14 protein-coding genes are annotated in these 17,798 nt (G+C 56.3%); 3 read left to right on the top strand and 11 right to left on the bottom strand.

Going from position 1 to position 17,798, the window contains the following annotated elements:
- Positions 1–120 precede the first annotated feature (120 nt).
- Both QMG90_RS08335 and yieE read right to left on the bottom strand, forming a co-directional pair.
- Positions 121–1,590 (bottom strand): amino acid permease, encoded by a 1,470-nt coding sequence (locus QMG90_RS08335; RefSeq protein WP_283283361.1) that lies wholly within the window; start codon positions 1,588–1,590, stop codon positions 121–123.
- Positions 1,591–1,737: 147 nt separating this feature from the next.
- Positions 1,738–2,604, bottom strand: a complete 867-nt coding sequence (gene yieE, locus QMG90_RS08330; protein ID WP_283283360.1) for a DNA-binding transcriptional regulator YeiE — start codon at positions 2,602–2,604, stop codon at positions 1,738–1,740.
- A gap of 102 nt (positions 2,605–2,706) precedes the next feature.
- On the opposite strand from yieE, the gene QMG90_RS08325 reads away from it, so the two are divergent.
- Entirely contained in the window at positions 2,707–3,756 is a 1,050-nt protein-coding gene (locus QMG90_RS08325; RefSeq protein WP_283283359.1) for a YeiH family protein, read from the top strand.
- Positions 3,757–3,828: 72 nt separating this feature from the next.
- Complete coding sequence (gene nfo / locus QMG90_RS08320) at positions 3,829–4,686, top strand: deoxyribonuclease IV (protein WP_283283358.1); 858 nt, start codon at positions 3,829–3,831, stop codon at positions 4,684–4,686.
- A 72-nt stretch (positions 4,687–4,758) separates the two neighbouring features.
- Here nfo and fruA read toward each other — a convergent pair whose 3' ends face one another.
- From fruA to fruB, 3 genes are read right to left on the bottom strand one after another with little or no spacing between them, the layout of a single operon-like run.
- Entirely contained in the window at positions 4,759–6,441 is a 1,683-nt protein-coding gene (gene fruA / locus QMG90_RS08315; RefSeq protein ID WP_283283357.1) for a PTS fructose transporter subunit IIBC, read from the bottom strand.
- 16 nt (positions 6,442–6,457) lie between these two features.
- Complete coding sequence (gene fruK, locus QMG90_RS08310; RefSeq protein ID WP_283283356.1) at positions 6,458–7,396, bottom strand: 1-phosphofructokinase; 939 nt, start codon at positions 7,394–7,396, stop codon at positions 6,458–6,460.
- A complete protein-coding gene (fruB, locus tag QMG90_RS08305; RefSeq protein ID WP_283283355.1) occupies positions 7,396–8,526 on the bottom strand; it encodes a fused PTS fructose transporter subunit IIA/HPr protein in 1,131 nt (376 codons plus the stop codon). The genes fruK and fruB overlap by 1 nt, the downstream gene beginning before the upstream one ends.
- A gap of 372 nt (positions 8,527–8,898) precedes the next feature.
- On the opposite strand from fruB, the gene setB reads away from it, so the two are divergent.
- A complete protein-coding gene (gene setB / locus QMG90_RS08300) occupies positions 8,899–10,080 on the top strand; it encodes a sugar efflux transporter SetB (RefSeq protein ID WP_283283354.1) in 1,182 nt (393 codons plus the stop codon).
- A 10-nt stretch (positions 10,081–10,090) separates the two neighbouring features.
- Here the strand turns inward: setB and QMG90_RS08295 are convergent, their stop codons facing one another.
- The 6 genes from QMG90_RS08295 to cusF all read right to left on the bottom strand — a co-directional run bounded on the left by QMG90_RS08295 (position 10,091) and on the right by cusF (position 17,779).
- Positions 10,091–11,452, bottom strand: coding sequence for a sensor histidine kinase (locus QMG90_RS08295; RefSeq protein ID WP_283283353.1), 1,362 nt, complete (start codon positions 11,450–11,452; stop codon positions 10,091–10,093).
- Entirely contained in the window at positions 11,421–12,107 is a 687-nt protein-coding gene (locus QMG90_RS08290; protein WP_283283352.1) for a response regulator transcription factor, read from the bottom strand. Before QMG90_RS08290 ends, QMG90_RS08295 begins: the two co-directional genes overlap by 32 nt.
- A complete protein-coding gene (locus QMG90_RS08285) occupies positions 12,107–12,736 on the bottom strand; it encodes a MipA/OmpV family protein (protein WP_430381676.1) in 630 nt (209 codons plus the stop codon). The genes QMG90_RS08290 and QMG90_RS08285 overlap by 1 nt, the downstream gene beginning before the upstream one ends.
- A gap of 188 nt (positions 12,737–12,924) precedes the next feature.
- On the bottom strand, positions 12,925–16,092 hold the full coding sequence (gene silA, locus QMG90_RS08280) for a Cu(+)/Ag(+) efflux RND transporter permease subunit SilA (protein WP_283283350.1): 3,168 nt from the start codon (positions 16,090–16,092) through the stop codon (positions 12,925–12,927).
- Between the two features lie 10 nt (positions 16,093–16,102).
- Positions 16,103–17,353 carry an efflux RND transporter periplasmic adaptor subunit gene (locus QMG90_RS08275; protein WP_283283349.1) on the bottom strand — a complete coding sequence of 417 codons (1,251 nt, stop codon included), beginning with the start codon at positions 17,351–17,353 and terminating at the stop codon, positions 16,103–16,105.
- A 66-nt stretch (positions 17,354–17,419) separates the two neighbouring features.
- Positions 17,420–17,779 (bottom strand): cation efflux system protein CusF, encoded by a 360-nt coding sequence (gene cusF, locus QMG90_RS08270; protein ID WP_283283348.1) that lies wholly within the window; start codon positions 17,777–17,779, stop codon positions 17,420–17,422.
- Between the last annotated feature and the right edge of the window lie 19 nt (positions 17,780–17,798).

Raw genomic sequence — 17,798 nt, 5'->3', positions numbered from 1 at the left:
GGAGATGATAAAGAGAATGAGAACAATTATCAATTAAATTGTGAAAATTTGTGACAGGCCGTAATACCCTGGTGGGCATAAAAAAACCCTCCGCGACGGGAGGGTTTTGCAAAGCAGAAATTACTTTTTGAATCGTTCAGGGAACTGCATTTCGTTGTAATGCACGAAATGGGTGCCTTTCACCAGCTTATAGCCGAACCAGATCACCAGGAACAGCGGGATACCGATATAGGTCGCCGCAACACCGCCCCAGTCGATGGTGTCTTTGAGGAACGCTTCGTAGTTCTGACCCAGCGTGATGATCAGGCACAACGCAAACGCGAAGATCGGCCCCAGCGGGAAGAACCCGGAACGGTACGGCAGATCGTTCAAATCACGCCCCTGCAGCACATAGCCGCGGCGGAAGCGGTAATGGCTCACCGCAATGCCCAGCCAGGCGATGAAACCGGTCATCCCGGAGGTGTTCAGCAGCCACAGGTAAACGGTCTGGTTACCAAACATTGAGGTCAGGAAGCACAGCGCCGCAATCACCGTGGTGGCATACAGCGCGTTACGCGGCACGCCGCCTTTGGACAGCTTCGCGAAAATACGCGGCGCTTTGCCGTCGCAGGCCAGGGTGTAAAGCATACGGGTTGAGGCGTACATGCCGGAGTTACCCGCAGACAGTACCGCCGTCAGGATCACCGCGTTCATCACCGCCGCCGCCGAAAGCAGACCCGCATGCTGGAAGACCAGGGTGAACGGGCTGACGCTGATGTCTTTGACATCGTTACGCAGCAGGCTCGGATCGGTATACGGAATGATCAGGCTGATAATCAGAATCGCGAATACATAGAACAGCAGGATACGCCAGAACACCTGACGCACCGCGCGCGGAATGTTCTTTTCCGGATCTTCAGATTCGCCCGCCGCGATGCCAATCAACTCGGTTCCCTGGAAGGAGAAGCCGACGATCATCGCCACGCCAATCATTGCCGCAAAGCCACCGGCGAACGGCGCATCCCCCGTCGTCCAGTTGCTCCAGCCGACTGGCTGTGCACCTTTGAAAATGCCGAGGATCATCGCCAGACCGACGATGATAAAGATAATGACGGTCGCGACTTTAATCAGTGAGAACCAGTACTCCGATTCGCCGAAACCGCGCACGGAGATGTAGTTCATCAGGAAGATCAGGCCGAGGAACACCGCACTCCAGATCCAGCCGGGCGTGTCCGGGAACCACCAGCTCATCACCAGCTGCGCGGCGACCAGATCGACGGCGATTGTCACAGCCCAGTTGTACCAGTAGTTCCAGCCCAGCGCGAAGCCGAAACCTTCTTCCACATAATTCTGGCCGTAGGTGGCAAACGAACCGGAAACCGGCATAAAGGCCGCCAGTTCACCGAGGCTGGTCATCAGGAAATAGACCATCAGACCGATCAGAATGTAAGAGAACAGCGCGCCGCCCGGGCCCGCCTGAGAAATCGTTGCCCCTGAAGCAACAAACAACCCTGTACCGATTGAACCACCAATGGCGATCATGGTCAGGTGACGCGCCTTCAGTTCGCGGCGTAGCGCGGGCGCTTCTGTAGTTTTAGTTTCTGAAACCATGTGAAAAAGCTGTCCATCCAAAAAATGAGGCGCGATTGTAGCAGAGGAAATCCGATCTTTCCGGCTCAAATGCGCGGTTATAAGAGACCTTCATGATGGGTCGGGGATTATTAGTAAAGTCCTTATTGACCAGTCCGTCCACCCCGATTAGCTATCACAGTAACGCAAAAAGCGGTTCAGCGCATTTGAGATATGTTTCTGGCGGTGATGAATTCGCCATAATGTACGCGTGAGCCGGGGTAATGGAACGGAAAGTTCCGTCAGCGTCCCGTTATCCAGTTGCTCAGCAATCACCCGTCGGGAGAGGCAACTGATGCCCAGACCGTGGCGCACCGCGTGTTTGATGGCCTCGGAGTTACCGAGCTCCATTCCCAGATGAAACTCCGGCAACTGCGACAGCAGCAGATAATCGACAAGCTCCCGGGTGCCGGACCCTTTTTCGCGCAGGATCCATGGCGCCGACGCCAGCCGCGCCAGTGTCACCTTCCCTTCCAGTAGCGGCGAATCCGGGGCGGCAAAGACCACCAGTTCGTCTTCAAGCCAGGGTTCCGCGACAATTTCCGCGGCGTGGCATGGCCCTTCAATCAGCCCGATATCCACACGGAAATCCGCCACCGCGTTGACGACATCCTGGCTGTTGCCGACGCTCAGTTCGAGCGGCAGATCGGGAAAATCACGGCGATAGCGGGCGATCACTTCCGGCAGAATATAGTTGCCAATGGTGCTGCTGGCCGCCACGCGGATCGCGCCGTTATCTTCCCGAAAGAGCTGTTCAATTTCGCTCGCCTGCTCCAGTAACGCCAGCGCGCGCGGATACAGCAACCGCCCATGCTCATTCACCACCAGCCGCTTGCCGACGCGATCGAACAGTTGCACGCCGAGCTGGCCTTCCAGATCGGTCAGCGCCGCACTCACCGCCGATTGCGACAGCGCCAGCATCTGCGATGCCTGAGTGGTAGAGCCGCTTTTTAACACCTCGGCGAAGACGTCAAGCTGGCGTAGCGTGATGTGCATAAAATCCTCGTTACCTGATATTCAGATAGGTTATAAATATATAATCAATTTTATTTTTAAGCCAGCGGTGAGTAACCTTTTAGCCAGAGAAAGGAGAAGAATATGGCAGAACTCACCATCCACACACATCGTCATACGTTATGGCATTTCATTCCCGGTCTGGCGCTGAGCGCCCTGATTACCGGCGCCGCACTGTGGGGCGGGAGTATTCCGGCGGTGGCTGGCGCGGGTTTCAGCGCGCTGACGCTGGCTATCCTGCTTGGCATGGTGCTTGGCAACACGGTGTACCCGAAAATCTGGCAACGCTGCGACGGCGGCGTGCTGTTTGCCAAACAGCACCTGCTACGCCTCGGCATTATCCTTTATGGCTTTCGGCTGACGTTTTCGCAAATTGCTGATGTAGGTGTCAGCGGGATTGCCATCGATGTGCTGACGCTTGCCAGCACCTTTCTGCTGGCCTGTTTTCTTGGCCAGAAAGTGTTTGGTCTGGATAAACACACCAGTTGGCTGATTGGCGCAGGCAGCAGTATCTGCGGCGCGGCGGCGGTACTGGCGACCGAACCGGTAGTGAAAGCGGAATCGAGCAAAGTTACCGTGGCGGTCGCGACGGTGGTGATTTTCGGGACCATCGCTATTTTCCTCTATCCGGCGATGTATCCGCTGGTCGCCCACTGGTTCAGCCCGGAAACCTACGGGATTTATATCGGTTCAACAATGCATGAAGTGGCGCAGGTGGTGGCGGCAGGTCATGCCATCAGCCCGGACGCAGAAAACGCGGCGGTGATCGCAAAAATGCTGCGCGTGATGATGCTGGCGCCGTTCCTGCTGTTACTGGCCGCACGCGTTAAGCAACTGGCGCCGGCGGGTAAAGGCCAGAACAGTAAAATCACCATTCCGTGGTTTGCCATTCTGTTCATCGTGGTGGCGATTTTCAACTCGTTCCATTTGTTGCCGAAAGCGGTAGTTGAGTTGCTGGTGACGCTGGATACCGTGCTGCTGGCGATGGCAATGGCGGCGCTCGGGTTAACCACCCACGTCAGCGCGCTGAAAAAAGCGGGTGCGAAACCGCTCTTGATGGCGCTGCTGCTGTTCGTCTGGCTGATTGTCGGCGGTGGCATGATCAACCTGCTGGTGCATAGCGTGATGGCATAAACCATTACATTCTGTTCCTGTTAACCCGCTATACTTGCCCTTTTCCCGTGGCGGGCTTAACAGGAGTCTTTTATGAAATACATTGGAGCGCACGTCAGCGCTGCTGGCGGTCTGGCAAACGCGGCAATCCGCGCTGCTGAAATTGACGCGACCGCTTTTGCCCTGTTCACCAAAAATCAGCGCCAGTGGCGCGCCGCCCCGCTCACCGACGATATCATCAGCGAATTCAAAACCGCCTGTGAAAAATACCACTATGGGCCGGGTCAGATCCTTCCGCACGACAGCTACCTGATTAACCTCGGTCACCCGGTTGCCGACGCGCTGGAGAAATCCCGCGATGCGTTTATTGATGAGATGTCCCGCTGCCAGCAACTGGGTTTAACGCTGCTGAACTTCCACCCGGGCAGCCATCTGGTGCAAATTTCCGAAGAAGAGTGCCTGGCGCGCATCGCCGAATCCATTAACATCGCGCTGGCAAAGACCGAAGGCGTAACCGCGGTGATTGAAAATACCGCCGGTCAGGGCAGTAATCTGGGGTTCAGATTCGAGCATCTGGCGGCCATTATCGACGGCGTGGAGGATAAATCCCGCGTCGGTGTGTGCATCGATACCTGTCACGCGTTTGCCGCCGGGTATGATCTGCGCACCACCGCCGCCTGCGAAGAGACGTTCGCGGAATTTGAACGCATTGTCGGGTTTCAGTATCTGCGCGGTATGCATCTCAACGATGCGAAAAGCGCGTTTGGCAGTCGCGTTGACCGTCACCACAGTCTCGGCGAGGGCAACATCGGACACGATGCTTTCCGCTGGATCATGCAGGATGCCCGCTTTGATGGGATCCCACTGATTCTGGAAACCATCAACCCTGATATCTGGGCCGAAGAGATTGCCTGGCTGAAAGCGCAGCAGAAAGCCGAAGCCACGGCATAAAAAAGGCCGGGAGTGACCCCGGCCTGTAACGTATTTCCCGGCCCGGCACGCATTGCGCTACCGGGCTTTTTATTACGCCGCTTTCGCGACGACTTCCGCTTCCGGGCGTTTCAGCACCGCGTAAGAAAGTCCTGCCACCAGCGTACCAGCGATAATCGCCAGCAGGTAACCCAACACTGGGGTGATCGCCCCCGGGATCAGCAGCACGAACAGCCCGCCGTGCGGCGCCATCAGTTTCGCGCCAATCGCCATGGAAATCGCCCCTGTCACCGCGCCGCCCACAATACAGCAGGGCAGAACACGCATCGGGTCACGGGCTGCGAACGGAATGGCCCCTTCGGTGATGAAGCACAACCCGAGCACCAGCGCCGCTTTACCACCTTCCTGCTGCGCTTTGTCGAATTTACGACGAGCGACAATTGTTGCCAGACCTAATGCCAGCGGCGGCACCATACCGGCAGCCATAATTGCGGCCATCGGCGCGTAGGTCTGGGTACTCAACAGCCCCACCCCGAACGCGTACGCCGCTTTGTTCACCGGGCCGCCCATGTCGGTACACATCATGCCGCCAAGGATCGCGCCCAGCAGAACCGCATTCGCCGTACCCATGGTCTGCAGCCAGTGTGTCAGGCCCGCCAGGATACCGGCAACCGGTTTACCGATCAGGTAGATCATCGCCAGACCGACAATCAGGCTGGAAAATAACGGAATGATCAGAATCGGTTTCAGCGCTTCCATGCTTGGTGGCAGTTTCACTTTCGTACTGATCAGCTTCGCCACGTAACCTGCGAGGAAACCGGCGATAATCCCGCCGATGAAGCCAGATCCGGTGCTCACGGCGAGCATGCCGCCAATCAGACCCGGCGTCAGGCCAGGACGATCAGCGATGGAGAACGCAATGTAACCAGCCAGCACCGGCACCATCAGCGCAAAGGCCGAGCCGCCGCCGATTTGCATCAGCGCCGCCGCCAGCGTTCCCTCTTCTTTAAACGCCGTGATCCCGAAAGCGAAGGAGAGCGCGATACACAGACCGCCCGCTACTACCATCGGCAGCATGTAAGAAACCCCGGTCAGCAGGTGACGGTATGCGCCGCCGCCCTCTTTTTTCGCTTCTTTCGCGGTGGTTTGTGAAGGCTGGAACGGTTTCGCTTCAGCCACCGCTTTATCAAACTCCTGTGCGGTTTTCTTCAGCGCCAGTCCGGTAGAGGTGCGATACATCGGCTTACCGGCAAATTTCGCCAGATCCACTTCGATATCTGCCGCCACCAGCACCAGATCGGCCAGCTCGACCTCTTCCGGCGTAATGGCGTTACCGGCGCCCACGGAGCCGCGGGTTTCCACTTTCACCCACCAGCCGCGTTTTTTTGCTTCCGTTTCAATGGCTTCTGCCGCCATGAAGGTATGCGCCACGCCGGTCGGGCAGGCGGTGACTGCGACAATGCGCTTCATGCCGGTCGAAGCAGCGGCAGCCGGTGCGACGGCTGGCGCGCTGTAGGGTTTAGCGTGCGCTTTTGCTTCGCTGAGGAACAGTTCAGGGTGGCCCACTGCGCGATTAATATCGCCCAGCCAGACCTGTTTTCCGTTGAGCGCGCTGTCTTGCGGCAGCGCGCTTCCCAGCACGATCACCAGTTCGGCGTCGTTGGGGTTATCCGTTATTTCGAGGTGTGCTTTTTGCGCCGCCGCACTCAACAGGGTCTTCGCCATGTAAGCGCGGGCCTGTCCAAGTCCGGCATCAATAATCAGCAGCGTTTTCATTATGCCTCTCCTGCTGTTAATTAAAGGGTTGTAAGTCAACTCGCGCCATCATCGCGGCTAACTGGGTACGATCGGTAATGCCAACATTACTCTGACTCACCGCCAGTGCTGCGACGGCGGTAGCCAGACGCAGGGTATGTTCACTGGATTCACGCATCAGCAGCCCATAAATCAGACCGCCGACCATGGAATCCCCTGCACCAACGGTACTCACCACCTCAACAGACGGCGGTTTCGCGATCCATTCGCCAGAGGCGTTTACCCACAACGCCCCTTCTGCGCCCAATGAAATCACCACGTGAGCGATACCCTGCTCGCGCAGCGCATGGGCCGCCTCGATAACATCTTTCATTTCCGGCAGCTTACGACCCGCCCAGATTTCCAGCTCACGGCGGTTCGGTTTGACCAGCCATGGCGCGGCTTTCAGACCAGCGACCAGCGCTTCACGGCTGCTGTCGAAGATAATGCACGGGCACTGGCTGCGCAGACGCGTCATCCAGTCGGTGAACGCTTCCGGGCTGACGCCGGCTGGCAGACTGCCGCTGACGCACACCATGTCGAACTGACCCAGCCAGCTCAGGGAATCATTAACAAAACGTTCCCAGTCCGCCGGGGTGACGTCAAAACCAGAGAAGTTAAAGTCGGTCACTTCACCGTCTTTTTCCGTCAGCTTGACGTTAATACGCGTACGGCCCTGCACCACCTGAAAACGGTTGGCGATGCCCAGCTCGCTGAACAACTGCTGAAACCCGTCCTGGTTGTCTTTGCCGAGGAAGCCGCCAACGGTCACGTCGATGCCCAAATCTTTCAGCACTTTTGCGACGTTAATGCCTTTTCCTGCGGCATGCAGGCCGGTGGTCCGCACCAGGTTCACTTCGCCACGTTCAATATCCGGGGTAAAACCCACCAGGTCATAGGCCGGGTTCAGGGTAATGGTAGCAACACGCCTGCTCATTACGCGCCCTCCCCAAGACCAGACGCGATGGCCTCGCCAATCGCCTCCAGCGCCTGTTTCGCATCGTCACCCTGGGCGGTGAAACGCAGGCGGTGGCCTTTTTTCACACCAAGGGCAACCACTTTCATCAGACTGCGGCCATTAGCCGGTTTGCCACTGCCATCCAGATTGGCGACAGTAATTTCGCTATTAAATTGTTTAATGGTATTCACCAGCATCGTCCCTGGGCGCGCATGCAAGCCATGCTCATTGCGCACCACAAATTCCGCACTCAGTACATCGTCAGCTATCGCCTCATCGCTGGTCAGCAATGCCAGCAAGGTGGCGGCGTCCGCGTTCAGCAGGCGTTCAGCCTTGTTATCCACCAGCAGGTTGCTCAGACGGTTCAGCACCGCGACCGGTTGTTCATCAGCCATCGCCACCGTCACCAGCAGCGCCGCCGGTTGCCCTTCGACACTGAATTCGGTTGCCGCGCGGCTTACCGCTACCGCACTTTTCAGGTTGCCTTCAGCACTGTCGTTCAGCCAGATCCCCTGCCCGAGGTTCAGCGGTCGATCGCTCACCGCACGGGAGACAAAGGCGGTATCTACCGCACCAGCTTCTTTCAGACGACCGGCGTTCAGCGCCTGTAGCGTCACCAGATCGCTGGCAATGACGTCCAGGGTCAGCGTGTCGTTATCAAGCTTCAGCCCTTCGTCCTGTTTTTCACCCATCAGCAGCGCACGCAGCTCTTCGGCAGTGGTAGCGGTTTTCAGCTGTTCAGCCACGTTGTCGTCGCTGAGAATATGGGTCAACTGACGTAACAGACCGAGGTGTTCGTCGGAACTGGCGGCAATGCCGATGGCAATGTACGCCACCTGATCATCACCCCAGGTCACGCCCTGCGGAAACTGGTAAACCTGCACACCGGTTTTCAGTACCTGGTCGCGCGTATCGGTGGTGCCGTGTGGGATCGCAATCCCGTTGCCAAGAAACGTGGAGGTCTGCTGTTCACGCGCCAGCATGCCGTTGACATAACCGTCAGCGACGTTGCCCGCTGCGACCAGTGCGGACGCTACCTGGCGAATAGCCTCTTCTTTACTTCCCGCCTGCTTGCCGGGATGAATATCCTGAACAGATAACTGGAACATGGTTCTCCTCTCCTGCTGAGATTGAATCGTTTCAGCTTGCATGAGAAAAAAGCGCCATCTGTGCCTACAGACATCCGTCAGATGACGCTGAAACGTTTCAAGGAGTGTGTGCCTTTCTGCAGGCAGCTGCAAGGAAAGCTGAAAAATTGATCGCAGAAGTTAGATGTACAGCACATTTCGTTAGCCTCAGCGCTACATTTGCTGACGCTGAACGAACCTTTTTGCAGACACTTCAGCAGCGTTCAGCTTTATCGCAAATGCGAAGTGAAATGGCTTTTTGATTTTTTCGTGCGGAATTTGATTTAAGCGACTGTTTATTTTCTGACTACCGACGTACACTCGCGCGTCCCCTTTTTTTGTCGATCGAGAAACATGCAAAACAGTTCTGCTGCCGCTACCCGCCGTGGTTTTGATATTACGTCGTCCTCATTTCTGCTCGTTGCCTTTTTGACCGGTATTGCCGGTGCCTTACAGACGCCGACGCTGAGCCTGTTTCTGACCAATGAGGTGCACGTCCGACCGGCGATGGTAGGCTTTTTCTTTACCGGCAGCGCGGTGATTGGCATCCTGGTCAGCCAGTTTCTCGCTGGTCGTTCCGACCGCAAAGGGGATCGCAAATCACTGATCGTCTTCTGCTGTCTGCTAGGTGTGCTGGCCTGCGTACTGTTCGCCTGGAACCGCAACTATTTTATTCTGCTGTTTATCGGCGTCTTTCTGAGTAGCTTCGGCTCCACTGCCAACCCGCAAATGTTTGCCCTTGCCCGCGAGCATGCCGACCACACTGGTCGCGAAGCGGTGATGTTCAGCTCGATCTTACGTGCGCAGGTCTCGCTGGCATGGGTTATCGGTCCGCCGCTGGCCTACGCGCTGGCGATGGGGTTTGGCTTTACAATGATGTACCTTTGCGCTGCCGTTGCTTTTGTCGCCTGTGCGACCATCGTGTGGTTTTTTCTGCCGAGCATGCGCAAAGAGCCAAAAACGGTCACCAGCCATATCGAAGCGCCACGCCGCAATCGCCGGGACGCCCTGCTGCTGTTTGTGATTTGCACGCTGATGTGGGGCACCAACAGCCTGTACATCATCAACATGCCGCTGTTTATCATTGACGAATTACATCTGCCGGAAAAACTGGCGGGGCTGATGATGGGCACCGCCGCCGGGCTGGAAATCCCGACGATGCTGATCGCCGGTTACTATGCGAAACGCTTCGGCAAGCGTTTTTTAATGCGCATTGCCGCAGTGGCAGGTTTGCTGTTTTACGTCGGCATGCTGACGGTGCACACGCCGGTGTTGCTGCTGGGAATGCAGTTACTGAACGCGATTTACATCGGCATTCTGGCGGGGATCGGCATGCTCTATTTTCAGGATCTGATGCCGGGTCAGGCGGGGTCGGCGACCACGTTGTATACCAATACCACCCGCGTGGGCTGGATTATTGCGGGCTCGCTCGCCGGGGTTGTCGCGGAAATCTGGAACTACCATACGGTGTTCTGGATTGCGCTCGGCATGTGCATGCTGACAATGAGCTGTTTGCTGCGCATTAAGGACGTTTAAGCCAGTCCCGCTAATTCTTAATACGGTAAACGGTGACGGTCAGCCCCGTCAGACCGTTACAGGCAGTCAACGTCCAGCCGTGCGCCGTACAAATCTCCTGGCAAATCGCCAGCCCCAGACCTGCACCGGTATCCCGGCGATGCGCCCCGCGCCAGAAACGCTCAAACAGATGCGGGATCTCTTCGGGTTCAACCCCGGCGCCCTGGTCGCGCACGCTCAGGCTCTCTGCCCGCACATCAACGCTGACGATCGTGCCCACCGGCGCATGCTGAATAGCGTTTTCAATCAGGTTTTTCAGTAGCGTAAAGAGCGCCCCGCGATCGGCGTGCCATTTAGCCACCTCATCGTCGCCGTGAATGGTGAGTCTGACGCTGGCGTCATCAGCGATGCGTTGCAGATAACCGGCGGCATCGCGCACCACGTCACCGGCGTTCACATCGCTAAACCGGTAACTCAACGGCTCGCTCGCTTCGGCCAGCAGTAACAGTTGCTGAACCTGACGCGCCAGATGCGACACCTGCATCAGCAACGGCTCGCGCACCCCCGCGCGCGCCTCCATCAGCTCCACTTCAGCACGTAACAGCGTCAGTGGCGTTTTCAGCTCATGGGCAGCAGTGGCGAGAAAATCCTGTTGGCTGCGAAAACTTTTTTCCAGCCTGCCGAGCGCCTGATTAAAACTGGCGATGAGCGGGATCAGTTCGGCAGGAACATGTTCTGTCTCAAGCCGGTTGCTGAGGGAACGGGGAGAGATTTGCGTGGCGGCCTGCGAAATCTTCCGCAGTGGTCGCAACGCATATTTCAGACTCAGGCAGACGCAGGCGGCAAAGGTCACCAGCAGCACCAGACTAAACGCGATCACCCCCAGACGAATAAAGTGCAGCGCAAAGCTCAGATGCAGAAAATCGACCATTCGTGAGCTGACCGCCAGTTCGACAAACCACGAGCGACCATCGTGCAGTTGCATTTCTCTCGCCCCGTCGTAAAGCACGTCATCGCGGGTAAATTCAAAACGTTGTTCGGGTTGTTGCCTTATCGCGTCCTGATCCGGCCAGGTCGTTGCGCCCGGGGAAAGCAGGACCACCCGACGCTTGTCGTCCAGCACCCGCCAGGCGGTTTCCTGGCGCAGACTGTCGTAGATCCACAATGGATGATCGTCGCTGTCGATAAATCCCGTCGGGTTACCCTGCGCGTCGAACTGTAGCCGCTCCGCCAGTAGCTGGGTGCGTTCGGGCAGCGCCATGCCCGGCAGGCGCTCTTTCACAATGGCACCAAACGCCACCAGCAAGCCGATACTCAGCAACGTACCGACCACGTAAGCCAGCAGGATGCGAAGCGACAGGCTATTTATCGGTATCGCTTTTACGCAGCGCATAGCCCTGCCCTCTCTGGTTAACGATATGCAGACCGGATCCAATGGCCGCCAGTTTGCGACGCAACCGGTGCAGGGCGACATCCAGCGCGTTTGGCGTCACCGGGTCGCTCAGTCCCCAGCCAGCGCCCTCCATCGCGCTACGGCGCACCACGCCGCCCTGCTTGTGGATGAGCGTTAGCATAATCTGCATTTCTGCCGGCGCGAGGGTAATGCTCTCATCGCGGCAGCGCATTACACCCGAGTCGGGCAGTAGCGTGATGTCGCCGAAAGTGGGTTCAAGCGTCTGGCTGACAACGGGACGGCGCAGCAACGCCCGTACGCGAGCCACCAGCTCCGCCATGGCAAAGGGTTTGGGTAGATAATCGTCGGCTCCCGCTTCCAGTCCTTCAACCCGATCGTGCAGGGCGTCACGAGCGGTGAGGAACAGACAGGGCACGGTGATATTGCACTGACGCAGTTGCTGAAGTAAAAGCAGCCCGTCGCCGTCCGGCAGACCGCGATCCAGCACCAGCGCCTGGTAGGACACCATCTGCAACGCGCTTAATGCCGCTTCCCGGCTGCCGACAGTATCGACAGAAATTCCGGCGCTGGTCAGCCCTTTCACCACCAGCCTCGCCAGATGCCCGTGATCTTCAATTAACAGTATTCTGCCCATCAGAAACGGTACATATACCCCAGAAAAATGCGATCTTCGCGTGAACGGTCCACCAGCGGGCTCTCTTTCACTTCAGAGGAGAGCGGCGTGATTTCCAGATCAAGCATCAAAGAATGGTGGGCGCTGAAGCGGTAAATACTCAGCAGGCCGAGTTCCGCACTCAACGATGATTTCCCCTGATAAGCGGGTCGCCAGTCGCGGGCTTCGTCCGCACGCACGCCATAGTAATAGTCGATATATTTTTTATCATGCCAGCTGGCGACAACGCGCGGCGTCAGGGATACGTCGCCCCACTGCCAGCGTCGTTCAGCGCCCAGTTTAACGCGCTGCCCCTTGCTGTTGCCGGAGAGATCATGCGTCCAGTCGGCATTCAGCGTGACCCAGGGGTTTTGCCACTCCATTTTTGCGCCGCCCCAGAAACCGCCTTTACGCTTCGCCATGCCGTCGAGAATACCGGCGTCGTCAGCCTCATATCCTGAGCCGTCATATCTGCCGATAAGACCAATATTCAGCCGCTGAGTTTCATTGAACGTGACGCCAGGCAATTTTATTTCTGCTTCGGTGCCGAAAAAGTGCAGGTACTGATTATCAAAATAGAGCAGCGGCAACGGCGTGGTATCACGCGACATCCCTTTGTAAGGCTTTTGCGTACTGGCAACGCCAGCGCCGATTCCCCATTCAGCGGCAAAAGCAGAAGAAGAGGCCAGCGTCAAAGCGCTGGCGATAGCCGCGACGGTGATCCGTCCGGCCTGCAGGCGATATGGCATGTCATTATTCCCCGGATAATCAAGAAATCACGATTATCCGGGGGCGAATCTTACCGGGTACTTACTGGCATTTTCCGAATTGTAGCGTGATGTCTGCGCAACCATATGAGCTTGTAGGCGGCAGGAATAATAAACAGCGAGAGTAGCGGCGCGGTAATCATTCCGCCGATCATCGGTGCCGCAATCCGGCTCATCACTTCCGAGCCTGCGCCGGTTCCCCACAGAATGGGTAACAGACCGGCGATGATCACCGCAACCGTCATGGCTTTTGGCCGCACGCGCAATACCGCCCCCTGATAAAGCGCGTCATCAAGCCCTTCCGGCGTGAAGGAATCCTCGCGGGACAATGCCGGTTGTGCTTCGATGGCATGACGAAGATACATCAGCATCACGACACCGAACTCCGCCGCGACACCTGCCAGCGCAATAAACCCGGTCCCCGTGGCCACGGACATATGAAAACCCTGCCAGTAGAGGAACCATATGCCGCCCACCAGCGCAAACGGCAGGCTCATCAGAATAAGCAGTGCTTCGTCAACGCGGCGGAACGCAAGGTAAAGCAGAATGAAAATGATCATCACCGTCATCGGCACCATCAGTTTCAGTTTTTTGTTGGCATGCTCCAGTAATTCAAACTGACCGGAGAAGGCCACACTGGTACCGGGTTTCAGCTTGACCTGTTGACTGATCGCCGTTTTGAGGTCGTTGACTACGGACACCATGTCGCGGCCCCGGGCATCAATGTAAATCCAGCTGGCCGGACGCGCGTTTTCGGTTTTCAGCATGGTCGGCCCGGACACCACCTTCACATCGGCAACATCACCGAGGGTGATCTGCTGCTTCATGGGCGTAAGGATCGGCATCTGCTTCAGCGCTTGCGGGCTGTTACGGTAGTCCTGCGGATAGCGGATGTTGATCGGGTAACGCGCAACACCTTCCACCGTTTCCCCGACCATGGCGCCACCGATAGCCGACGACACAAACAGCTGTACATCACCGACCGTCATGCCATAACGGGAGGCTTTTTCCCGGTTGATATCCACATCAATGTATCGCCCGCCTTCCAGACGTTCCGCGAGGGCAGAAACCACGCCAGGCACCGTTTTTGCCACCGTCTCGATGCGCTGTGCCGTGACATCAACATCGGACAGCACCGTCCCGGAAACCTTAATGCCAATCGGGCTCTTGATCCCGGTAGATAACATATCAATGCGGTTACGAATTGGCGGAACCCAGAGATTTGCCAGACCAGGTAAACGGACCGTCGCATCAAGCTCTTCAATGATCTTGTCAATCGTCATCCCCGGACGCCACTGATCTTCTGGCTTCAGCTGGATTGTCGTTTCGACCATTTCGAGTGGCGCGGAATCCGTTGCCGTTTCTGCTTTACCGGTTTTGCCAAACACCGTTGCCACTTCCGGGACGGTTTTGATCAGCTTGTCGGTGGTCTGCAACAGCACCGACGCCTGCCCGGGTGAAATGCCGGGTAACGTCGAAGGCATATACAACAGATCCCCCTCGTTGATTTTGGGCAGAAACTCCCCGCCAACCCGGCTCAGCGGCCAGATGACCGTGAAGATGGATAAGGCGGCGACCAGCAGCGTGGTCTTCGGCCAGTGAAGCACTTTGAGCAATAACGGGTGATAAATGTGTATCAAAAAGCGGTTCAGCGGATTGCTGGTCTCCGCCGGAATTTTCCCGCGGATCCAGAAGCCCATCAGGATAGGAATAACGATGATCGCCAGCGCGGCGGCCCCGGCCATGGAATAGGTTTTGGTGAAGGCCAGTGGGCCAAACAGGCGCCCTTCCTGCCCTTCAAGGGTAAAGATAGGGATAAACGACAGCGTGATAATCAGCAGGCTGATAAACAGCGCAGGCCCGACCTCCACCGACGCATCGGTGATCACCTTCCAGCGAGTGGCGTTGTCGATCTGCTCTCCGGGATGATGATGGTCCCACTCTTCCAGCCGTTTGTGGGCATTTTCTATCATCACAATGGCGGCATCCACCATCGCCCCCACCGCAATGGCAATCCCGCCGAGCGACATGATATTGGCGTTCAGTCCCTGAAAATGCATCACGATGAAGGCAATACACAGACCCAGCGGCAGGGAAATAATGGCGACCAGTGCCGAGCGGACATGCCAGAGAAACAGGGCACAAACGATAGCCACCACGATAAACTCTTCCAGCAGCTTATGGCTCAGGTTATCAATGGCGCGATCGATTAACTGGCTGCGATCGTAGGTGGTGACAACCTCCACCCCCTCCGGCAGGCTGCTTTTCAGGGTTTCCAGTTTCTCTTTAACCGCCGTGATCACCTCGCGGGCATTTTTGCCTGAGCGCAGGATCACGACGCCGCCAGCCACTTCCCCTTCACCATTAAACTCCGCGATACCCCGGCGCATTTCCGGCCCCGTTTGCACACGGGCAACGTCACGGAGATATACCGGCACACCGTTCTCCCCGGTTTTCAGGACGATATTATTGAAGTCATCGATGGTCTGCAGATAACCGCTGGCACGAACCATATATTCGGCTTCAGCAATTTCAACGGACGACCCGCCTGCTTCCTGGTTTGAGGACGCCAGCGCCTGCTTCACTTCCGGCAGACTGACACCGTACTGGGCCAGTTTCATCGGATTCACCTGGATCTGATACTGTTTAACCACACCGCCGACGGACGCCACTTCGGCGACGTTAGGGATGGTTTTCAGTTCAAATTTCAGAAACCAGTCCTGAAGCGAGCGAAGCTCTGCAAGGTCGTGTTTGCCGCTGCGGTCCACCAGCGCATATTCAAAAATCCAGCCCACCCCGGTCGCATCAGGCCCTATTTCAGAGCTGACGCCTGCCGGTAGTTTTCCCTGCACCTGATTCAGGTATTCCAGTACGCGCGAGCGCGCCCAGTACAGATCAGTACCGTCTTCAAAAATGACATACACATAGGAGTCACCAAACTGAGAAAACCCGCGTACCGTCTTTGCGCCCGGCACCGACAGCATGGTCGTAGTGAGCGGATAGGTGACCTGGTCTTCCACAATTCGCGGCGCCTGGCCGGGATAACTGGTTTTGATAATGACCTGAACGTCAGAGAGATCGGGCAGCGCATCCACTGGCGTATTGATAATCGTCCAGGTTCCCCAGACACTTAGAAACAGAGCGCCCATGATGACCAGGAAGCGGTTGGCCACGGAGCGCCGGATAATCCATTCAATCATCGTCGTCTCCTTAGTGACCGGAATGCGCGTTAGCCGCGTTTTCCGCATGACGCATCCGTTCCAGCGCGCCGGTGATATTGGCTTCGGAGTCAATAAGAAACAGGCCGCTGACCACCACGGAATCTCCCTCGTTCAGCCCGGCGCCTATTCCTGCCTGCCGTTGCGACTCATGCAGAACGTGGATCACTTTCGGCACAAACCGACCGTTGCTATCGACAGTCATCACGCGCTGTTCAGTGCCGGTATCAATCACCGCCTGGGAGGGGATCAGCAGCATTTCCTGACTCCGGGTATTGAGTTTCAGATACGCATTCATCCCGGGTTTCAGCAGCTCATCCTGGTTGGTCACCTGCAGACGCACCTGCAACGTACGGGTGGTTTGATCCACACTCGGCAGAATGTTCCATTTTTCAACGTTGAACGTTTTATCCGGATAAGCCGGTACCGATATTTCAAACTGCGAGGTGTCTTTGAGCAGATAAGCAATAGATTCCGGTACCGCCGCGCTGATCCAGACCGGATCCATCCCCTGGATCTGGGCAACGACTTTATCTTTTGAAATGTTCATTCCGCTGCGCAGATCAAAGGCAGTAATAACGCCGTCGATCGGTGCGGTGATGGTAAAACGGGTCTGAATACTGCGGCTCGAGCGCAAGCGCTGGATATCCTTTTCAGGCATACCGGCCAGGCGAAGACGCTCAAGCACGCCTTTAAGCTGGGTGGCCGACCCGTTGGTACTGGATAATAAAAGGTATTCGCTCTGTGCTTCGACCCATTCCGGGATAGTGATATCAATCAGCGGTGTGCCTTTTTTCACCTTGTCGCCGATAGTCAGCGGATAGACTTTTTCGACAAAGCCGTCTGAACGCGCCTGAACAATAACAAACTGGTATTCGTTAAAACTGACGTTTGCCGGAATGGTCTGCGAATAATTCAGGTGCCCTTTGACGACTTTTTCTGTTTTCAGCCCCAGATTCTGCACCTGGGTTGGATCAATACGAATTCCGTGGTCGCTTTTTTCGCTCTCTTCATCGGCATATTTAGGGATTAAATCCATATCCATAAACGGGGATTTCCCCGGCTTATCGAATTTAGTATCCGGCTTCATTGGGTCATACCAGAACAGCACTTTGCGCTCCGCAGATGAGGTCTCCGGTTTTTGTGCAGAAGTGACATAGTGGTAGGCGCCAACGGAGACCACTCCGCCCAGTATCAGGCTGCCAATGATTGTTGCAGCATACTTTATCTTTAAAGAAGCCATAAAATTCCCGCTTAATGATTTAATCCCCTGGGTTACCCGGCGGAATAATTAATAATTCGTCGTTAATCAGGAATGGGTTTCTTCAATACTTTTCAGTAACGAGATATTCCCTTGTTGTACAAAAGAGAAGTTCACATGACTGCCCGGTTTTAAATTGCGGATGCTGCTGTCTGCGTCGGTAAAGGTGAAGCGCATGGTCATCGCGGGCCAGCCAATCGCGGGGATCGCTTCATGGTCAATAGTGACTTTCTTCGTGTCGTAATCAATGGCTTTCACCACACCAGTTCCCTGGACAAGCTGCTCTGCGGCGCTGTCATGTGTCATCTCCATATTCATATTTTCATGCTGATGTTCCGCCGCCTGAACACCAGCGGAGAAAATAACGGAAAGCGTGGCGAATAAAACGGCATTAATTGAATTACGCATACTTTTTTCCTGTTTATCT

The sequence above is a fragment of the Trabulsiella odontotermitis genome, assembly GCF_030053895.1.
Classification (GTDB): Bacteria; Pseudomonadota; Gammaproteobacteria; order Enterobacterales; family Enterobacteriaceae; genus Trabulsiella; species Trabulsiella odontotermitis_C.
The sequence above is the reverse complement of the archived record's forward strand: the minus strand, read 5'-3'. Positions and strand labels throughout refer to the sequence as shown.